Origin of the sequence: Nereida ignava (genome assembly GCF_001049735.1) — a bacterium.
Taxonomy (GTDB): domain Bacteria; phylum Pseudomonadota; class Alphaproteobacteria; order Rhodobacterales; family Rhodobacteraceae; genus Nereida; species Nereida ignava.
The window spans coordinates 127,434-147,103 of sequence record NZ_CVPC01000006.1 but is presented as its reverse complement, the minus strand read 5'-3'; the positions used below and the strand labels follow the sequence as shown (position 1 = coordinate 147,103).

16 protein-coding genes are annotated in these 19,670 nt (G+C 52.5%); 4 read left to right on the top strand and 12 right to left on the bottom strand.

What is annotated here, in order from left to right; all coding sequences use genetic code 11:
- Window positions 1–31 precede the first annotated feature (31 nt).
- Together NIG5292_RS07695 and NIG5292_RS07690 are read left to right on the top strand one after the other, a co-directional pair.
- Window positions 32–1,024 (top strand): glycosyltransferase family 2 protein, encoded by a 993-nt coding sequence (locus NIG5292_RS07695; protein WP_143081961.1) that lies wholly within the window; start codon window positions 32–34, stop codon window positions 1,022–1,024.
- A gap of 163 nt (window positions 1,025–1,187) precedes the next feature.
- Entirely contained in the window at window positions 1,188–2,114 is a 927-nt protein-coding gene (locus tag NIG5292_RS07690; protein ID WP_158441653.1) for a glycosyl transferase family 90, read from the top strand.
- 22 nt (window positions 2,115–2,136) lie between these two features.
- Here NIG5292_RS07690 and NIG5292_RS07685 read toward each other — a convergent pair whose 3' ends face one another.
- The 12 genes from NIG5292_RS07685 to NIG5292_RS07630 all read right to left on the bottom strand — a co-directional run bounded on the left by NIG5292_RS07685 (window position 2,137) and on the right by NIG5292_RS07630 (window position 16,084).
- A complete protein-coding gene (locus NIG5292_RS07685; protein ID WP_158441652.1) occupies window positions 2,137–3,432 on the bottom strand; it encodes a twitch domain-containing radical SAM protein in 1,296 nt (431 codons plus the stop codon).
- 52 nt (window positions 3,433–3,484) lie between these two features.
- Window positions 3,485–3,769, bottom strand: coding sequence for a hypothetical protein (locus NIG5292_RS07680; RefSeq protein ID WP_048598932.1), 285 nt, complete (start codon window positions 3,767–3,769; stop codon window positions 3,485–3,487).
- A gap of 51 nt (window positions 3,770–3,820) precedes the next feature.
- Window positions 3,821–4,801, bottom strand: a complete 981-nt coding sequence (locus NIG5292_RS07675) for a hypothetical protein (protein WP_233488196.1) — start codon at window positions 4,799–4,801, stop codon at window positions 3,821–3,823.
- Window positions 4,798–5,205, bottom strand: a complete 408-nt coding sequence (locus tag NIG5292_RS07670; RefSeq protein WP_048598931.1) for a membrane protein — start codon at window positions 5,203–5,205, stop codon at window positions 4,798–4,800. The genes NIG5292_RS07675 and NIG5292_RS07670 overlap by 4 nt, the downstream gene beginning before the upstream one ends.
- Window positions 5,202–6,698: an FAD-binding oxidoreductase gene (locus tag NIG5292_RS07665; RefSeq protein WP_233488195.1), complete on the bottom strand. Its 1,497-nt coding sequence runs from the start codon at window positions 6,696–6,698 to the stop codon at window positions 5,202–5,204. Before NIG5292_RS07665 ends, NIG5292_RS07670 begins: the two co-directional genes overlap by 4 nt.
- A 141-nt stretch (window positions 6,699–6,839) precedes the next feature.
- Complete coding sequence (locus tag NIG5292_RS07660; RefSeq protein WP_048598930.1) at window positions 6,840–7,817, bottom strand: GlxA family transcriptional regulator; 978 nt, start codon at window positions 7,815–7,817, stop codon at window positions 6,840–6,842.
- 99 nt (window positions 7,818–7,916) lie between these two features.
- On the bottom strand, window positions 7,917–9,932 hold the full coding sequence (locus NIG5292_RS07655) for a DEAD/DEAH box helicase (RefSeq protein ID WP_048598929.1): 2,016 nt from the start codon (window positions 9,930–9,932) through the stop codon (window positions 7,917–7,919).
- A gap of 283 nt (window positions 9,933–10,215) precedes the next feature.
- Window positions 10,216–11,115 carry a UDP-glucose 4-epimerase GalE gene (gene galE / locus NIG5292_RS07650; protein WP_233488194.1) on the bottom strand — a complete coding sequence of 300 codons (900 nt, stop codon included), beginning with the start codon at window positions 11,113–11,115 and terminating at the stop codon, window positions 10,216–10,218.
- Between the two features lie 63 nt (window positions 11,116–11,178).
- The gene (betA, locus tag NIG5292_RS07645; RefSeq protein ID WP_048598928.1) at window positions 11,179–12,813 is read right to left on the bottom strand and encodes a choline dehydrogenase; all 1,635 of its coding nucleotides are present in this window, start codon (window positions 12,811–12,813) and stop codon (window positions 11,179–11,181) included.
- A 19-nt stretch (window positions 12,814–12,832) separates the two neighbouring features.
- The gene (locus NIG5292_RS07640; RefSeq protein WP_048598986.1) at window positions 12,833–14,062 is read right to left on the bottom strand and encodes an ABC transporter permease; all 1,230 of its coding nucleotides are present in this window, start codon (window positions 14,060–14,062) and stop codon (window positions 12,833–12,835) included.
- A gap of 107 nt (window positions 14,063–14,169) precedes the next feature.
- A complete protein-coding gene (locus tag NIG5292_RS07635; RefSeq protein WP_048598927.1) occupies window positions 14,170–14,976 on the bottom strand; it encodes a taurine ABC transporter ATP-binding protein in 807 nt (268 codons plus the stop codon).
- Between the two features lie 103 nt (window positions 14,977–15,079).
- Window positions 15,080–16,084: a taurine ABC transporter substrate-binding protein gene (locus NIG5292_RS07630; protein ID WP_048598985.1), complete on the bottom strand. Its 1,005-nt coding sequence runs from the start codon at window positions 16,082–16,084 to the stop codon at window positions 15,080–15,082.
- A 417-nt stretch (window positions 16,085–16,501) separates the two neighbouring features.
- Between NIG5292_RS07630 and NIG5292_RS07625 the strand changes: the two genes are divergently transcribed.
- Both NIG5292_RS07625 and pdxR read left to right on the top strand, forming a co-directional pair.
- Window positions 16,502–17,893, top strand: coding sequence for an aminotransferase family protein (locus tag NIG5292_RS07625; protein ID WP_048598926.1), 1,392 nt, complete (start codon window positions 16,502–16,504; stop codon window positions 17,891–17,893).
- 246 nt (window positions 17,894–18,139) lie between these two features.
- Window positions 18,140–19,591, top strand: coding sequence for a MocR-like pyridoxine biosynthesis transcription factor PdxR (gene pdxR / locus NIG5292_RS07620; protein WP_048598925.1), 1,452 nt, complete (start codon window positions 18,140–18,142; stop codon window positions 19,589–19,591).
- Window positions 19,592–19,670 lie beyond the last annotated feature (79 nt).

Sequence of the window (19,670 nt, the reverse complement as noted above, 5' to 3'; positions counted from 1 at the left end):
ACAGAATTATAAGTAATTTTTTATTGAGTACATGCGCATGAGCAAAACACAGCCAGCTGACGTAAAGCCATTGATGGCCATAGGTATTTGCACGCGTGACCGGCATGAGCTGCTGCATAGATGCCTGATCTCGTTGAAAAATACGACACTACCAAAACGGTACCGCACCGAATTGATCATCGTGGAAAACGCCGAAACTCTTTCGATCGAAAGTATCATCGAAGAACTTGATCTTACGATGCCCGTACATTTGGCGGCTGAGCCAAAAATTGGATATTCCAGCGTGCGAAATCGCGTACTCGACATGGCAGATGAAATGGGCGCTGATATTTTGCTGGGCGTCGATGACGACGAAGAAGTCTGCGAGAATTGGGTGATCGCATATGAGGCCGCGTCGGAACTCCTGCCTGACTGCGACGTGATGATGGGGCCAACAAATTTACGATATGCCAACGGGGACGAGCCATCTTCGATTGTTCAGTCAGCAGGGCATTGGATCGAGAGGACCCAGCCCTTGAAACGGGCTTTCGGACAAAGACCATATGTACCCGCGACAATGAATTACGCACTAAGGAAAGCAGTTTTCTCAAAGCAATCTGGTCTCGGCCTCAGGTTTGATGAACGGTTCAACAAGATCGGTAGCGAAGACACCGCATTTTTTTTCATCCTTGAAAACCTGTATGGCGGCAAACTTGGTTGGGTTCCTGAAGCCCGAGCTTTTGAAGACCGCCTAGGTAAACGAGACACGTTAAAATTCATAAGTGAACGAAACGCTAGAAATCAGGCAGCATATTTTTCAATAGTTCTCGCACACCAGAAAACGCAAAAAACACTACCGGTTGCGCTAAGTGAAATAAGACAAACTACACTCAAACATGCCTTTTACGCATTTTATCATTTTATCGCTGCAGCTTTGTACGCATTGGACCAGCCACAAAGGGCCAAGAAGCTATTCGGAACATCAGTTTGCCACTTCAAATGCCTTGGGGCAGTAACAGCCGCCTTTAAGTGGCGGCAATTATAAATGCCCCCTCTGATTGCGAATGTAAGGCTCAACGAAGAACCAAGGAACGTAAATGCTTAACGAACTTCGGTATTTCATCCGGTCCAGTCCGGTCGCGACTAAACTTTCACGAATGTTGCACGAACGATTGCACGATTTTTTACAGCGATATCCACACTTCAAGATGACGAAGCAACGTTATTTCTGGGTGCGGTTCGATGAGGGGATTGGTGGGCCGCAAGATGTGAACGTCTTTTGGGAAGGCAAAGACATTGTTCTATCAATATCATTCTCATACGCTGTCCACTTACATCACAGCCGAGTAGACCAACTGTTCACGATGGTCGTTTGGCTTATGAAAGCTGGGCCGGAAGCAGAGCAAATTACCGTCAATTTATCGGACGGTGAGGCGCCATCCTTCGCACGCTTCACACCGTCAAGTTGCTTTGACTTCGCCATTCCTATGCCAGATCAGTACTTCTTCGCCTCTCATGGTTTCATCGCTATGCGACAGCACTCCTACGAAACTGACATCCCATGGCATGACAGAAGCGATGAGCTAATTTGGCGCGGCGCACCAGTTGGGACCGGAATGATCAACCCAGCCCCCTGCCACGCAGAAAATCCAGCGATCATTCAAAGGATCCGGCTGGCGCACCTCGCAAAATCAGTAGGCATAGATTTCAAATTTGTTCCGACGAGTGTGACGAACGATGTCTGGCCTCTGATTGAGCGTGCTGGATTATCCGGCGAGCGGGTTGAAGAAGGGTCTTGGGCAACCCGCAAATACGCCCTCGATGTTGATGGCTTCACAAACACGTGGAGTAACTTCCTGATCAGACTTCACCTTGGTTGTTGCGTCTTTAAAGTAGACTCACAGTTTGGCTACCGGCAGTGGTACTATCATTACCTAACCCCGTTTGAGCATTACATCCCCGTTAAGGCGGACCTAAGCGATATATCGGAGCAAATAGAATGGGCGCTTAGCAATCCGAAAAAAGCGGAGGAAATTGCTGCTAACGGACAAAACTTCGCGCGTCAGCTCACATTTGAAAGCGAGAGTGTCCTTGCAGGCAAGCTCATCCTAGAAAACTGGCGTTGGCCGCTGTAGCTGTCGGTACGACCGCGCAAAACTACGGCGTCAAGGTCTCGGCAACCCGCTTCATGTCTGAAAACCCTTCAACCAGTGCCTCTGTATCCTCTCTTCGCAACTGATCCAGCGTGCTGGCCATCCTTACAAATTCGGGTAACTCAGCACTATAGTCGCTATCATACATGAAGCTAATCATGCCTTCGATCTGCTGAATATAGCCGCGGAGGCACTCGTCACCCACATGAGACATACGTAATTGAGCAAGATGATCTCTCAGCTTTCTCTCAACAGTTTGCTTCATGTCAGCTGGCATCACTTGCATCCTGTAAAAGCTGGGATCTTGCAAAGGGCGCATCGCAATATCGCTCAACTTAGCCTTACACTCACTCACCAATCCGTCACAAAGACTTGGAAGCGCGGCGATCGTCATTACCGATACAGTCACTCCAAACGTAATCCTCACATGGGGGCATTCTTCGCGGACCGTGGCGATATTCTGCTGAAACGTTTCCCAGTTAAACCCATTGCGGACCAGCGCGCCAAGCTCTCCAACAGCGTCGATGCTGGCTTCAAGAGCAACGGACGGAAAATGCTTCCAGAGCTCAACAATGGATTTATCCCGCAGGGACAGGAATGACATGTTCGAATTATACGCCAGATTGATATCTGTTCGGTCGTTTTTGATGAGGTCAGACAAAAGATTGTAATGCTCATCTAACATCAAAGGCTCGCCACCAGCGAAGTAAATGGTTTGAATTGTTTGCATACCGGGCGCAATTTGAGCCGCAAAATCTTCTGGCGACTTAAAGCTTGAGATAACCGCTTTATCACCAACAGTCAGACCCATTTTCTTGGCGTCCCCAAACCACTTTGAGCTGAAACCGTGATAGCAAATTCGACACTTAAGGTTGCATAAATTTGAAAACCTCAAGTCTAATGAAATAGGAAAATCCCCGACTGTTTTTTCCACATCTGTCAAAGACAACTGCTTTAAATGATACTGATAGGCACTGTTATAATCATCACGCAGGCTACGCGCTCCGCTCTTTTCCCGCTCAGTGCATCTCGCGCATCCAGCCGGTGTTTTGCCCTCGGCAAACATTTTTCGAATCTTGTCCATACGCTCGGATCGCCAAGCTGCTGAAACTGTGGATGTTTCGACATTTCCGTGTTCGTCCGCATATTCACAACAAGGCTTTAGACCGCCAGACACAGAAATATGAGTGTTCACAAACGGCGCAATACACAAAGACTTCGGTACCATTACAAAAAACCCACTCGTTAAATCAGACACTTTATTCTGTGACAGAAGCTTAGAAAACACAACGTCTATCAAACTCCCAAGGCCGTTAGCAGACCTCGACCTTGCCATCTTAGGATGGTCTTCACTACCGCCGCGGCACACAACGCGGCAGTCCCGCAGGCAAGACGACAAGCGCACCTACACCGTAAAGCGTTTTTGCTAGCCCACTTTCACTTGATGCGACGGTCACCCAATTTTGCCCGATGCCCAAGACAGCCACGTCAGAAGGCAGGCGGGAAATGAAGCCTGCGTCCGGCAGCAGAACCATCGCACTTGGGGCAGTATTGCTGAAAAGCATTACGCCCATTTGCAACAGAACAACTGATATCATGGCGCCCAGAAAGCATCCGATCCAGGCGCTAATAGTCATGAATATGCTCAAGGCGCACAACACCCGCCTGAAACCCGCGCAGCGTCGCTGCTAAGTCAGAACAGGAACCAAAACAAGGTGGCGCGTGTCACCATAACCCTGCCGATCAAAACTATAGAGCGCTTGATCAAGCCGCGGATTGCTGGACGTAACCGTCAGCATAATGTCGTCGTTACCAGCAATCTCAACAAAGTCCGCCCCCTCTGCCGCCCACTGATCTAACAGTTTTGTCAAAGCGCGGTACCGAGGTGCCTCAACCTCAATACCCTCTGGCCGCATTGATATAACCTCCACACCCTCCTCAGCCGCTAAGCGGTTAGGCTGCAAATCGCGAACGATTAGGCGTAAGCGCAACGCATCTGGTTCTAGGTTCGCGACAGCGGCCTTGATTACGCGCGCATAGCGGGCCTTGAGCCCATATTCTATTCCAAGCGCAAACCGCCTTTCACGGTCCCGCCATACATCTGTTTCCGCATTTTTCAGAGCAACGGCATCACGCTCAAAATCCCATTGATACCAAGGGACTTGTTGCAAAAACTGTGCATATTGGGCGGCCTGCTGTGCGCTCAATATATCAAGTGACGCGGGCTCATCACCGCGCATAACAACTGCGAAGCGACCCAAGGTTTCCTCATAAAGTGCTTTTGCGAGCATCTCAAAAGTGAAGCTAATCCCGATCGTGTAGATCGTTGATTTGAACTGGTTTGGAAAACCACCCACAGGGCCGGAGGCTTTGGAAACACTACATAATGACTGCCAAAACCCCGCGACCGATTTGAAATACGCGTAATCGTGCGGTGCGCCATTGGCGATGACCTGCGCGTAATCATCATAGGCGTGAACGATGTGCCACTCGGGATAGGTCAGCAAAGTACGCCCTTCTGGGCGGTGATGTTCCGGTGGTAGAATTGGCACATCGCTCGATGGCACAATGCTCGGACGACACGCCAACTCAACATAGGCAACAGGGCTGGCAACAAGCGCGAACAATAGCGCAACTACAGCCGCGCCGCGCTTGAGTAACCAAATCATTGCACGCGACCAAAACGCAGCCCCGCAAACAAGGCCACGCCCCCAAGTGCAATATGCGGAAGATTGGCAAGCACCCGGAACACCGTGAAAGAAATCCCATCAGAGGTATTTGTGAAGATGCCAAAGTCCAAATATCCCCAGCCCGTAGCAAAGCCTAACAGCCCATCGCCCAGATAAAGCGCACCAAATACCACAAGGAACACCTTGCTTGCCCGAGCCCCCATAAAAGCAGCGATCAATGCCCATAGCGCGGACGCCAGATGCAGCGTATCATCGAACAGATCGAGCGCAAAAATACCAAAGGCCAAGCCTTGATCGTCTGTGATACCGGGCACGTAGTTCAATGCTGCGGCCGCTAAAAGCACCACAAAATACCCAACCGAAATCTTTTGTAGCAAACTCATAATACCCCCAAATACCTGTCCCAAAAGTTATTCCGCAGGATCAGCTTTGGGTCCATCTTGCGCTTCGCAGCGGCAAACTCAGAAGCGCGTGGATAGGCCGCTGTCAGCTGATCCAATCGCGCGTGAGGGCGGTACGGCAAATAATATGTGCCCCCGATCGAAACGATCCCGTCTATCAATTCTTGGGTCATCCGCTGCATGTCAGCCTCTGCGCGGGCAGTCATTTCTTGACTGAATGACATCACCGCAGCGATCCGCGGTGTTGTACTGTAACTCAGCAAGCTTTCTTCATCGGTATCGACAAACCGCAAGGTGACGTTGAGAAATTCTTGATACGAGGCAGGAATGACGGTTCTGCAAATGATCACAAATTCCGCAAAACGTTCTGGTGCGACAAAGTACTCGTGCAAGATATCCGTTCGCTTAGGGTCGCGATCATCAAGCGTATGCACGGGCTCATTGATCAAACTGTTACGCGTTGTAGGCCCACCCGCCAGCTTCGTCGCTACATCCGCCTCAAACCACCACCGCAGCTTTTTCATCCGTTCGTTACCAAGCTGGGCACGGTAAATGCGGCTCGCAATTTTCGCCGCCACACCCGAGCCTTGCGCCGCAGGAAGCGCACTTTGATCAGCACTTGGCCGGTACGACACAAGTAAACCACGCATCATAAAATCATCACGCCCCACATTAAGCCGCCCGTAGGCCATGTTGACGGTGCGGTCCTTCAGCACCTCAATAAAACGTTTACCCAAACTCTCTGCGGGCACTTCTTCAAATGTAGGCTCAAGGCGCACATTTTTTGCGAGGTCCACGTCCATCTGTGTGACAATGCCTGTTAGGCCATAGCCACCCATCGTCATGTTAAATAAATCACTATTTTCCGATCGCGAGCATCGCATCAATTCGCCCTCTGGCAGCAACATTTCAAAGGCGCGAACAGTGCTGCCCATTGGCCCCTCTTTCACAGGCCACCCGTGGGCATTCACACAAAAGGTCGCCGCAACCCCAAAATCATTGTTGGATTGCATGACACGTGGGCCAAGCCCAACAGGATCCATGGCATTGATCACGTCCCGCCAGCGCGCACCCGCATGAAGGCGCATCACACTGTTTTCCGTATCAAGCTCTATAGACGCATTCTCAAACGTAATGGCGTGACCGCCACGTGGAATTGCCTGTCCCCCCATGGAGTGACGCGCAGCACCCACGTTTACGGCGCGGTTATTTGCGCTCGCATCTGCAAGTTCGGTTCTAAGGGCCGCAACCAGTTTCTCACCTTGGTCCTCGCGCAGGGTTATGTGCTTGAAGATTGGTGTCTCATTCAACTCACTAGCGTCGTTTAAGGTTTTGCCCGCCCCAAGCGGTTTGACCATACGGGTGCCCGCAAGCGTGGGGTTCGACGCTGAGAACCCTTTGGTAACCGCAACACCCACAGCGGCTCCGCCCCCGAATAGTGCCGCACGCCGACCGATTTTGACGATCTGTACCAATTTGCCAAACCTTACTGGTTACTCGAAATTCACTCATGAATATGAACAGTATGAAATGCATGCCGCGGCTTTGGCAACGCACTGCGCGGCGGAATTTGGCAAACGTATCAAAAGAGCCGCATATAAACGCAGCAGTGTACGTTAGTCATATTTCAAAAGCTTAATCTTTTTGCGGGCGCGCATTTTTGCGGGGCTTAGCCCGTATTCCTCGCGCACTGCCTTCGACATTGTATCAACAGAGCCAAATCCCGTGGCAACCGCCACATCAACAATCGGCAACAGGGTTTCTTCAATCATGTTACGAGCGCGTTTCGTGCGAAGGCGCTTATAGAACCGCGCAGGCGTGTCATCGAATACCTTGCGAAACGTCCGTTCAAGGCTGCGCGTCGACAGACCCAACTGGTCGGTCAGATCAGCCATAGAAATTGGGTCCGCAATGGTCTCTTCCATCAGACGGATCGCTTCGGTGACCTGCGCATCAAAAAGGCCCTGATTATCGGCAATGTCCTTTGGTTGCTCTGCATCGCTTTTGCGCAGGGTATGTAACAAAAGGCGGTTTCCCAACTCGGCAACTTGTGCGGCCTCAAGACTGCTTGAAATCAAACCGATGACAAGCTCCGCTGTCGCGCCCATGCCCGCAGCAGTAATAATGCCCCCGCTGTTTTCAGAAAAACGTGCAGTAAGGTTGGGGTAATACCCGGTTTCATTAAGGGCGACCGCGTCGCGCCAATGGGTCGTCACATGACCGGGAGGATTTTTCGTAAGCTCAATATAGGCAGTTGCAGCATCAGACAGCAAAACTGCAGGCCGCCCCAAACGCTGCATTTGACGCGCGCGGCGCTGCCAGCCCGCTGCAGCCCCTGATTTACCACCAACCACGATCAGAACATCTGCTACGTTGTGATCATCGATCAAAGGCTCGGCCCGCAACAGCCCGCCTGTCAGGCCCTGTACCACGCCTGGTGTTTCCGCCACAAAACGCCAGTCAAAAGCGGTACGTGCAAGAACTTCATTGGCAATGTTCAGGGTGTGCGTCACTGCAGACGCTTCATAATCACAAAAGCCATGACCGACATAAAGCTCAAACAGCTGTGGCGTCGTGGTGGTATCATGAAGCATCGCAGAGCAGTTCCAACATAGGGACAACGCAAAAGCGCCAGCACATAAGGTGCTGGCGCTTGTTAAACACGTAATCCCAAGAAGGGTAAATATACCAATCTAACGCTTTGGACCGTTGGACTTGGTGCGCGGCTTACGCGGCCCAGCTTCGGCTTTTGCGGCAGCATTGCGCGCTTGGTTCTTTTTGCTATTTGATTTGCCTTTAGGGGGCGGTGGGCCTTTGTGGCCAGATTTACCGTATGGCTTGCCAGAAGGTTTTCCACCGGGCTTCCCACTTGGTTTCCCTGCACCTTTAGGGCTACGCGGCTTAACCGCACCTTCGTGGGTTTCAGTCAGGTTTTCACGTGGCGCACGATACGGTGCTGCAGCTTGCTCATCACTGCGGGGTTTCTTGGTGCGCGGTTTGCGCGGCGCATCCTCACGGCGCGCAGCTCCTTTGCCCTCGCCTTTTGGACCAGCAGGATGCCAATCACCCTTGGGTTTGGAGCCTTTGTAAGCAGGCTTGCCACCCCGCGGCGCACCGCCGCCGCGGGGACTAGATGCACCAAGGTTGGGAGCGCGGTCCAGCTTCGTCAGCTTGGCGCCTTCCACATTCATGTCAGAACCAATCTCGGCCAAAAAGCGTTCGACAGATTCATCACGAATTTGAACATAGCTCTCGTCTTGCTGAATTCGGATTGCACCGATGTCGTCTTTATCAAGACCACCAGCTTTGCAGAGCATAGGCAGCAAACGGCGCGGCTCAGCACCATCCTTACGGCCACCCGCCACAGAGAACCATGTGCTAGCGCCAAATTCTTCGCGCGGTTTTGGTGCAGCGTCAGCCGCACCCAACTCTTCTGGTGCAGAGCGGTTGGCTTTATACAAACGCAAATAAGCAGCGGCCAATTGCTCGGGCGTGAATTGGGCAGCAAGGCCGTTTACGGCTTCCATCTCACCTTCAGCGATTGCCTCAGACCATGCAGGGTCCGCCAACATCCGCTCATCATCACGGGCGTTCACCGCATCGGCAGAAGGCGCTTGGCCCCAGACTGCCTGAACCTTTGCCATACCCAGAATACGTTCAGCTTTTTTGCGCACTTTTGGCGTGACGATCAGCGCAGACACACCCTTGCGACCCGCACGACCCGTACGGCCAGAACGGTGCAACATCGTCTCATGGCTACCCGGCAATTCAGCATGCACAACAAGATCAAGGTTCGGCAAATCAATGCCGCGCGCAGCAACATCTGTCGCAACACAAACGCGGGCACGACCGTCGCGCATGGCTTGCAGCGCGTGTGTCCGCTCGTTTTGGGACAACTCACCAGACAACGCCACAACCGAAAAACCACGGTTCGACAGGCGTGTCGTGATGCGGTTCACCATCGCGCGGGTGTTGCAGAAAACAATCGCGTTTGGCGCCTCATAGTAGCGAAGCACGTTGATAATGGCGTTCTCACCATCGCGAGGCGATACAGCCATTGCATGATATTCAATGTCAGCGTGTTGCGATGTTTCAGCTTTGGTCGAGACCCGCACCGCATCTTTTTGGTAGCTTTTCGCAAGGTTCGCGATGGCCTTTGGCACAGTGGCCGAGAACAGCAATGTTTGCCGCTCATCCGGCGCTTCGCCTAAGATAAATTCAAGGTCTTCGCGAAAGCCCAGATCAAGCATTTCGTCAGCTTCATCCAGAACAACCGCGCGTGTCTGGCTTAGATCGATTGAACCACGCATAATATGATCGCGCAGGCGGCCCGGCGTTGCCACGACAATATGCGCACCACGGTCAAGCGCACGACGCTCGTCACGCATGTCCATCCCACCAACGCAAGACGCCATCACTGCACCGGCTGGGCCATAGAGCCACGCCAGTTCGCGCTTTACCTGCATCGCAAGTTCGCGAGTTGGTGCAATGATCAACGCCAGAGGAGTGCTTGCCCGCTCAAAACCATCACCATCGCCCAAAAGCGTCGGCGCAATCGCAAGCCCGAAGCCGACCGTTTTGCCCGATCCTGTCTGCGCTGAAACCAGCATATCAGCACCAGTAAGAACCGGATCAGAGACCGCCTCTTGGACCGGAGTAAGTTTGTCGTAGCCTTTGGCGGCCAGAGCGTCAGCGATGGTTTTTTTCACGTCAGGGTCTTTCAATAAGGTCGTTGGCCCCTGAAGGATATACGGGGGACGATATGATCAACGATTCACTTGGTTGAGTGCGCCACTAGAGTGTTGTGAGCCGTTTGTATAGGGGCAGTTGCATATGCACCCTTTACAAAACGCAGCGTAGCCCTAGGCCTGCCGCCGCATTTTGAATGCCGTTACGCGTCTTTCTGTATCCATGCCCAGTTCGATCGGCACATATCAAACAGATCGCGCTTGGTCTCGAACCCCAGCACCTCGCGGGCCAAAGTTGCATCCGCTAAATAAACAGCAACGTCCCCTGCACGGCGCGATAGGGTATCTTGATGCCCGACACCGCCTCATAGGCACGGATAACCTCAAGAACGGAATAGCCCTGCCCAGTCCCAATGTTGACGGTGTGACCTTCGCCCGTGGCCTCAATGGCATCAAGCGAGCGAACGTGCCCTTCGGCCAAATCCATGACGTGGATGTAGTCGCGCACGCCGGTGCCATCAGGGGTAGGGTAATCATCACCGTACACAACCAATTCCGGCAGACTACCGGTGGCCACGCGATCAATATAGGGGAGCAAATTGGCAGGTATGCCATTGGGGCGCTCGCCGATCGCCGCACTTTCGTGGGCACCAATGGGGTTAAAATAGCGCAACACCCCAAACGACCATCGATCATCATTGCTGCCAACGCGCTCAAGCATTTGTTCTGAGCTAAGTTTGGTAAATCCATATGTGTTGACGGCAGAACGCTCGGCCGTTTCGGGGATGGGGAAAATCTCCTGATCACCGTAAACCGTTGCGGATGACGAGAAAACCAGATTGAAAACCTCGGCCTGCTCCATTGCGCGCAGCAGCGTCAAAAGACCGCCGATATTTGTTTCCAGATATGCCAGCGGCTGCGCCTCGCTCTCGGCCACAGATTTGAGGGCAGCAAAATGCACCACACCAAAGAATGAATGATCTGAAAATACCCGCTCCAGAGTAGCCGCATCCGTGACATCGCCCTCGATGAAAGTCAGATGATTGGGCCCCACCAACGTGCCAAGTGCATCAAACACGGACCGCTCGGAATTTGACAGATTATCAAGGATCACCACTTGGTAGCCCGCCTCAACCAATGCGACAGCCGTATGCGAGCCAATGTAGCCAAGCCCGCCCGTCAGCAAAATAGTGTGTCGCGTCATCTGAAGTTCACCTCGTGGGCGCACATCGCCCGCCCTCTTGATGCCAAACAACCGCGCGGGCGTCTAGCGATCAGAGGTTTCCCAGTTTGGATTGATCCACGGCTCAAGGTTGCTGGGTGGCAATGGCGTGCGGCCCAAAATATGGTCAGCCGCTTTTTCGCCTGTCATGATCGACGGCGCGTTGAGATTGCCATTGGTCACGTTCGGGAAAATCGAGCTGTCCGCAACCCGCAGGCCGTCAACGCCAATAACGCGACATTCAGGATCAACCACGGCCATTGGGTCATCCGTCCGGCCTATCTTGCAGGTGCCACATGGATGATATGCGCTTTCAACGTGCTCGGCGATAAATGCATCAAGCTCTGCATCCGTTTGCACATCTGCGCCGGGCTGGATTTCTTTACCGCGATATGGATCAAAAGCCGCCTGACCAAAGATTTCACGCGTAAGGCGAATGCAGTGGCGGAAGTCCTTCCAATCATCTGGGTGGCTCATGTAGTTGAACAAAATCTTGGGCTCGGCTGCGGGGTCCGCAGATTGCAGCGTAACTTGACCACGCGATTTTGACCGCATTGGCCCCACATGCGCCTGCCAGCCGTGCCCTTCGGCTGCGGCCTCACCGTTGTATTTCACGGCAATTGGCAAAAAGTGATATTGAATGTCGGGGTACTTAACACCCGCTTTTGAGCGCACAAACGCGCAGCTTTCAAAGCCGTTACTGGCCCCCGCCCCCGAGCGGTTCAAAACCCACTCCAAGCCAACTTTGAATTTGCCCCATAGCGACCAATGTTTGAACAGCGTGATCGGTTGAGTACAGGCTTGCTGAATATAGAGTTCAAGATGATCTTGAAGGTTCTGCCCGACCCCCGGCCTGTCCGCGATCACCTCAATGCCATGCTCTTGGAGGTGCGCTGCTGGCCCGATGCCTGACAGCATCAAAAGTTTGGGGGAATTGAAAGCTGATGCGCTTACGATCACCTCTTTATGCGCCTTCACAAAACCTGTTGACGTTTCCACGCCGACACAGCGTTTACCATCAAAGCGCAGCTTGTGGGCCTCGCATTTCTTCAACCGCACTTTGCCCTTAGCCAGTGCAGGCTTCAAATATGCCTTGGCCGCAGACCAACGCGAGCCTTTGTGGATTGTGGCGTCGAACGCCCCAAAGCCTTCTTGCTTGGTGCCGTTGTAGTCTTCTGTCACTTCAAAACCGGCCTGCGCGCCAGCTTCGACAAATGCATGATAAAGCGGGTTTTCTTGGGGCATTTTGCTGACATGCAGCGGCCCATCCCCGCCGCGGAAGTCTGAAGGACTGCCGTTCCAGTTTTCCATGCGCTGAAAGTAAGGCAGCACATCGGCGTAGCCCCAGCCATCTGCGCCGGCCTCAACCCAGCCATCGTAGTCCATTGCATGGCCACGGACATAGATCATACCGTTAATTGAAGAAGAGCCGCCCGTCACTTTGCCGCGCGGTGCAATGATCTTGCGGCCACCTAAATGCGGCTCTGGCTCTGTCTCATAGAGCCATGTGTATTGCTTCATATTGAGCGGGAACGATAGCGCACCGGGCATGTTGATAAGCGGGCCCCAATCGGAACCACCTGCCTCAAGAACCAAAACATCGCAGCCCGCCTCACCGAGACGGGCCGCAATCGCTGACCCGGCTGAGCCGGATCCAATAATTACATAGTCAGCTTCCAAGAAAGCCTCCTTTTACAAATCAACCTTTACCCTTCCAAGGGACCAACCATTTTTCAGCCAAACGCATCAGAACGTCGATGCCAAAGCCAATGATGCCGATCAGAATGATCCCCATCAAAACAATGTCAGTGTCTTGGAATTTAGAAGCGGCCACAATCATTTTGCCCACGCCCTTTTCAGCCGCGACCAATTCTGCTGCAACCACTGTGCCCCAGCAAACCCCCATCGCAACCCGTGCTGCGGTGAAGATTTCCGGCAGTGAGTTTGGAATGATCACGTGGCGCAAAATCTGGACCTTGGACGCACCCAAAGAGTAAGCCGCGTGCACCTTGGAGATTTTCACACCAGACACACCTGACCGTGCGCCGATCGCCATAATCCAAAGAGCTGCCAAGAAAAGCAGAATGATTTTACCCTGCTCGCCAATGCCCGCCCAGATAATGACCAGCGGGATCAGCGCCAGAGGTGGCACGGGACGCATGAATTCAACAATTGGATCGAACCAACCACGGAACCAGTCAGACAAACCCATCGCGTAGCCAAGCGGAATACCGACCAACGCACCAAGGAAAAAGCCGACGATCACACGGAAAAGAGAGAACGACAGGTGCTCAGCCAAGGTAACGTTTTGATAACCCTCAGCCCAGACAGAAACGAGGCGCGATGCCACAGAGTCAGGTGCTGGAAGCCAGATGTTTTCCATCTGCCAGCCCTTGCCTGGTTCAAAGTTCAACGTGCCCTTATCGGTCAACGCAACACGGCCAAAGCCCACATCAACGGCGTTGTCTTTGCTAATTGCGCGGCCATCCACAGAAACGATTTTCGCCCCTTCAGAGCGGTTTGTTTCGTCATTCTTGTCCCAAAGGATCAGCTTAGAACGATACGCCTGAACAGCCAAAAAGTCGTCCTTGGCAAAGCCAGTGCCCGCCGCCACTTCCTGGCTTGGAACTTCTGCGCCTTTTTCAAAGACGGAAACGAAAACAGTTGCCTCATCTTGGTATCCGTTGGCATCTTCAACTGTGTAGACAAAGCTGCTGTCGCCAACAAATGGACCGGGTGCGTGGAACATACCGGGCAACCAGTTGGAGCCTGTGAAAGCGCCCCAAATCACAAAAATCAGCGCGATTGAAATGAACGACGCGGCTTTGTCCGATACCACTGCGCTTTCGTCACCAAAAGTAACGGTTTTGAGCGATGTATAATCAGCCTTGGGTGTCATCTGACGGCGAATGAACCGCCAAACAGTCATCGCCAGCAAGATAATCGCGATATAGCCAACAAGTGCAGGAAGCGCTTGGGCGATAGATACAAACAGGACGAACAGTTCGCCGCCCAGATCAGATAAAATCTGTCCCATTACGCGCTCTCCTCACTGCGGCCCATGATTTCTTCTTCCATGTCCCAGATCATTGTCAGAATTTCTTCACGTGTTTTTGCGTAGTCAGGATGCTTTTTGACTTCGCGAAGGTCCGCGCCAACACCCAGTTCCGCAAACGGCAAACGGTATTCTCTATGGATACGCCCCGGACGCGGCGCCATAACCAGCAGACGTTCACCCAACAAAAGCGCTTCTTCAACAGAGTGCGTGATCAGGATAATTGTTTTGCCGGTCTCTTTCCAAAGCTTCAGAACCAGCCCCTGCATTTTCTCGCGGGTCAGCGCATCAAGCGCGCCGAGCGGCTCATCCATCAAGATGACGTCAGGTTCGTTGCACAAACAGCGTGCAAGCGAAACGCGCTGCTGCATACCGCCAGACAATTCGTAAACTGCCTTTTCCTTAAAATCTTGAAGGCCGACGACGTCCAACAAATGATCAACTTTTTCGCGCTTTTCAGCTGCTGGCATGCCCTTCATCGAAGGACCAAAGCCAACGTTGTCGCGCACGGACATCCACTCGAACAGAGCACCTTGCTGAAATACCATACCACGGTCAGCAGACGGGCCGGAAACAGTGCCACCGTTAAGGCGAATTTCGCCACCCGTTGGCGCAAGGAAACCTGCGACGATGTTCAAAAGGGTTGTTTTACCACAGCCCGAAGGCCCCAAAACGCTCAGCAACTCACCCTTTTTCAGGTCAAGGCTCACGTCTTTTAAAGCTTGCACTGCGCCACCATTAGGCAGCTCGAAGCGCATAGATATATTATCTATCTCAAGGCCACTCATTGCGCCTCTCCGATCATTTGTTGGATGTTGTCGTTGAAAATGTACGTCTCAAAAAACGGGCAGCGCGGCACAAAAAATCGCGCTGCCCAAGGTCGTGAAGTGTTTAGTTCATCGCTGCTTTGAGGCCAGCGGTGTTCACTGTTGCGTCATAGCTTTCGAGTGCGGATGGGATTGAACCCGCGTTAACGAAAACGTCCGCAACACCCTTCATGAAGTTTTGCGCGTTGCCGCCCAACCATGCCGCTGAAAGCTGTTGCTCAACTGTAGGGAAGCTGAATGTTGACAGTGTTGAAGCTGTATCTTCTTCAGACATACCCGCGTCTTTTGCAATTACTGGGAGCATTTTGGCGTGGTTCGCGCTGTCTGCCCACATTGCGTTCGCATCTGCTGTGACTTTCAAGAACGCTGCAAGTGTGTCGCTTTCTTCTGCGATGAACGAGGCTGGTGCAGTTGTCGCGTCAAAAACAAGAATACCGAGTGCTTCTTTTTCTGCGCCTGTCAGCAACACGTTACCGTGCTCTTTCATGCGACGCAGCGCGCCGCCCCAGCCACAAGCCATATCGATTGAGCCTTGAGCAAGTGCAGCAGCACCTTCAGCAGGCGCCATGTCAACAACTTCCATGCCGGCCGTGTCCACGCCGAAGTGGTTCATTTGGCTCAGGAAGCCGTAGTGCGCAGCAGTACCGAGTGGCACAGCAACTTTTTTGCCAGCAAGCTCAGCTGCAGATGTTTTGTCGATCTCAAGGCCAGAGGCCACAACGCAGTTGTCGTTTTCTGAGTAGCTTACAGCCACGTCAACAACTTGGATGTCTTGACCCGCAGACGCGGCCACAACGAACGGTGGGATACCTTGGCTTACAGAAATCTGCACGTCGCCGGATGCCATAGCAGCTGACATTGCGGTGCCTGTGTCAAAAGAGACCCAGTTAATTTTCTTGCCGAGTGCTTCTTCATACATGCCTTCTACTTTGGCAAACTGGAATGGCATCGGCCATTCAAGGAAGTAAGCAACTGTGATTTCTTCGTGGCCAGCAGCGACAGCAGCTTGCGCACCTGTCAGCATAGCTACGCCAGCGACAGCACCCATCAATTTGGACTTAAGTGTCATATTTTGAACTCCCATGTTCATTTTTGGCTCTTATGTTGAGCGTCTTACTTGGAACCTCATATTTGAGGCTCTGACGCGTTGATAACGCGGATGCCGTGGTTGGCCCACAGAGCAATCGCATTAAAGCAAACATACATATCGAATTTAAGAAACCCTAAAGTTGGCGCCTCGAGAGCACAAAAGCGACATTATCGCTGCGGGTGCCAAAATTTTGAGCGCGTTTGCAGACGCAGCAAGGAATTGAAACTACATAATTTTTTGAAGCTTTCCCAAAATCTGGTAAATTTACGGTTGTTTAGAACGCGACAAACCACAACCAACTGGCTATAAATGTGGTGTAAAACTGGCCCTATTTGCAAAGTCTAAATTTAGGGCAATGCTTGTGTATATTATGCAATTTAACGCGAGGTCCGACTCATGGACGGTAACTTTTCTTCGAATGATATCAGTGCTGTAGTCGACGCCGACCGCAAGCACGTCTGGCACCACCTGATTCAGCACAAGCCCTTTGAGACCGGCGAACCCCGAATTATTGTCGAGGGAAAAGGCATGTTGGTGTGGGACCAAAATGGCAAAGAGCACCTTGATGCAGTGTCAGGCGGCGTATGGACCGTCAACGTTGGATACGGCCGCGAAAGCATCGCAGATGTCGTGCGTGACCAGCTTGCAAAACTGAATTATTTCGCCGGTTCAGCAGGCTCAATTCCTGGCGCTTTGTTTGCAGAAAAACTGCTCAGCAAAATGCCTGGAATGACACGCTGCTACTACGCAAACTCCGGCTCTGAGGCGAACGAAAAAGCATTCAAACTTGTACGCCAAATTGCAGCCAAAAGATACGGTGGTAAGAAGCATAAAATTTTGTACCGCGACCGCGATTATCACGGCACAACGATCACTGCGCTTTCCGCAACTGGTCAAGATGAGCGCGCCGCACAGTATGGGCCATTTACGCCCGGGTTTGTGCGCGTGCCGCACTGCCTTGAGTACCGAAAGCACGAGCAAGATGGCGCGCCTGCGGAAAACTACGGTGAATGGGCCGCTAACCAGATCGAAGAAGTCATCCTGCGCGAAGGACCAGAGACTGTTGGCGCGCTCTGCCTTGAGCCAATCACAGCAGGCGGCGGCGTCATCACTCCCCCCGATGGATATTGGGAGCGGGTGCAAGAAATCTGCACGAAATATGACATTCTACTTCATATCGACGAAGTTGTCTGTGGCGTAGGCCGCACGGGCACGTGGTTTGGGTACCAACACTATGGCATCAAACCTGACATGGTGACGATGGCGAAGGGTGTCGCCTCCGGCTATGCCGCGATCTCATGCCTTGTCACAACTGAGGAAGTCTTTGACATGTTCAAAGATGACCCGTCCGATCCAATGAGTTATTTCCGCGACATCTCAACTTTTGGTGGTTGTACCGCTGGCCCCGCAGCGGCGCTGGAAAACATGCGTATCATCGAGGATGAGAACCTTCTTGAGAATACGACGGCGATGGGTGAGTACATGCTCGACAACTTGCATGCGCTTGCAGACAAGCACCCGATTATCGGCCAAGTGCGCGGCAAAGGTCTGTTCCTGGGCTGTGAGTTGGTTGCTGACCGCACAACTCGCGAACCAGCAAACGAGAAGATCGCTCAGGCAATCGTTGGTGACTGTATGCAACAAGGCGTTATCATTGGCGCAACAAACAGATCACTTCCAGGCAAGAACAACACGCTTTGCTTCTCACCTGCGCTGATCGCCACAAAAGACGATATCGACAACATTACGAACGCAGTCGATGCGGCGATTACACGGGCAACTGCCTAAACCACACATCATCAGAGCGGCGCAGGCTGTGCCGCTCTGATAACCAGTCCAGTTATCTGGCAAAGTGTCTCATCATTTTGCAAACTGGCCATATCTGTTATTTTGATTTCGCTGACGCCAAGCATGCACATCCCGCGCGCTCAGCACTATTCAGCAATTTTCAGGCGCCTGTTTGACTACGGTTGCCCAGATCACCTCTTGGCCCTAAAATAACGCCAGATTATTCCTGCGATAAGGCCAGATTACATGGCATTGCCCGTCGAAACATTTTTTCTGAACAGCAGCACCCAAGGCACGCTTAAGGCGCAAATCCAGCAGATGGTTGCCGAAGGCATTCTGTCTGGGCGCTTTAAACCAGGTGAAAAACTACCCTCGTCACGCAAACTCGCCACACACCTTGGGGTCAGCCGAATTACGGTAACCCTTGCCTACACAGACCTGCTGGCTGATGATTATATCGTCGCGCGCGGCAGGTCGGGATATTACGTTTCGGAAAACGCGCCGCAACCACCGGAGATGCCATCGCTCAGACCCACAAACGATGCGGTCGAATGGTCACGCGTCTTGGCGCACCGCAACAGCGACGTGCCACAATTGGCCAAGCCAGCCGATTGGCAACGCTACCAATACCCGTTCATTTACGGACAAGCGGATCCTACGCTATTTGATCGCGCCAACTGGCGGCTGTGTGCCTTACAGGCACTCGGCAAGCGGGATTTTGACGCATTAACAACAGATTACGTTGATCAAGACGATCCAAAGTTGATCGAATTCATCGCCCGTCACACTCTCCCACGCAGGGGTATCAAAGCGCGCCCAGATGAAATTCTGGTCACAATGGGTGCTCAAAACGCGCTATGGCTGTCCGCGCAACTGTTGCTGACGCAGCGTCGAAACGCGGTGATGGAAGAGCCTTGTTATCCGGGCCTGAGGGACATCTTGATGCAAAGCCGGTGCAACCTTCACCACATCCCAGTTGATGAGGACGGGCTGCCCCCAGATTTACTTCCCAAAGACATTGATGTAGTTTTTTGCACCCCCTCACATCAATGCCCAACAACAGCCTCAATGCCGCTCGAACGTAAAACAGAACTGCTTAATCGTGCAGCATCAGACGACTTTTTGATCGTAGAGGACGACTACGAATTTGAGATGTCGTTCCTGAAGGCCCCCTCTCCTGCGCTAAAATCACTCGATCAGGACGGGCGGGTAATTTACATCGGCTCATTCTCGAAATCGCTGGCGCCAGGTTTGCGGCTTGGCTACATGGTCGGTCCCGCGCCATTCATCAAACAGGCTCGCAAGCTGCGCGCATCGGTTCTGCGTCACCCCCCCGGGCAAATTCAGCGCACTGCTGCGTACTTTTTGTCCCTCGGGCACTACGACGCACTGATCAAACGTATGTCCAAGGCATTTTACCGCCGCCGCATGGAAATGGAAAAAGCAATTGATCATAACGGTTTAACTGTTGCAGGCCGCGGTGCATTTGGCGGATCCAGCATTTGGATGAAGGCTGAAAACCGGCACAATACAATGGAATTAGCCCGCGCCCTAAAACTCCAAGGCGTTTTGATTGAACCCGGCGGTCCGTTCTTTTTGCAAAAAGAGGACCGCGTTTGTCATTATCGGCTCGCGTATTCTTCAATTCCCGAGGAACGGATCGCAAAAGGCATTGAAATACTGGCTGCAGCAATATGACTGGACTTAATTGAGCGCAAAACTGGACCTACTCAGCGGCTCACGAATCCGAGTATGTTGTCTCCAATTCAAAAGGAGA

Excerpts from the sequence above, each read along its gene's own strand:
- NIG5292_RS07640 (WP_048598986.1), bottom strand. The coding sequence starts at position 14,062 with ATGACTGTTTGGCGGTTCATTCGCCGTCAGATGACACCCAAGGCTGAT.
- NIG5292_RS07670 (WP_048598931.1), bottom strand. The coding sequence starts at position 5,205 with ATGAGTTTGCTACAAAAGATTTCGGTTGGGTATTTTGTGGTGCTTTTA.
- NIG5292_RS07690 (WP_158441653.1), top strand. The coding sequence starts at position 1,188 with ATGACGAAGCAACGTTATTTCTGGGTGCGGTTCGATGAGGGGATTGGT.
- NIG5292_RS07635 (WP_048598927.1), bottom strand. The coding sequence starts at position 14,976 with ATGAGTGGCCTTGAGATAGATAATATATCTATGCGCTTCGAGCTGCCT.
- NIG5292_RS07680 (WP_048598932.1), bottom strand. The coding sequence starts at position 3,769 with ATGACTATTAGCGCCTGGATCGGATGCTTTCTGGGCGCCATGATATCA.
- pdxR (WP_048598925.1), top strand. The coding sequence starts at position 18,140 with ATGGCATTGCCCGTCGAAACATTTTTTCTGAACAGCAGCACCCAAGGC.
- NIG5292_RS07625 (WP_048598926.1), top strand. The coding sequence starts at position 16,502 with ATGGACGGTAACTTTTCTTCGAATGATATCAGTGCTGTAGTCGACGCC.
- NIG5292_RS07630 (WP_048598985.1), bottom strand. The coding sequence starts at position 16,084 with ATGACACTTAAGTCCAAATTGATGGGTGCTGTCGCTGGCGTAGCTATG.
- NIG5292_RS07675 (WP_233488196.1), bottom strand. The coding sequence starts at position 4,801 with ATGATTTGGTTACTCAAGCGCGGCGCGGCTGTAGTTGCGCTATTGTTC.
- galE (WP_233488194.1), bottom strand. The coding sequence starts at position 11,115 with ATGACGCGACACACTATTTTGCTGACGGGCGGGCTTGGCTACATTGGC.
- NIG5292_RS07660 (WP_048598930.1), bottom strand. The coding sequence starts at position 7,817 with ATGCTTCATGATACCACCACGACGCCACAGCTGTTTGAGCTTTATGTC.
- NIG5292_RS07695 (WP_143081961.1), top strand. The coding sequence starts at position 32 with ATGCGCATGAGCAAAACACAGCCAGCTGACGTAAAGCCATTGATGGCC.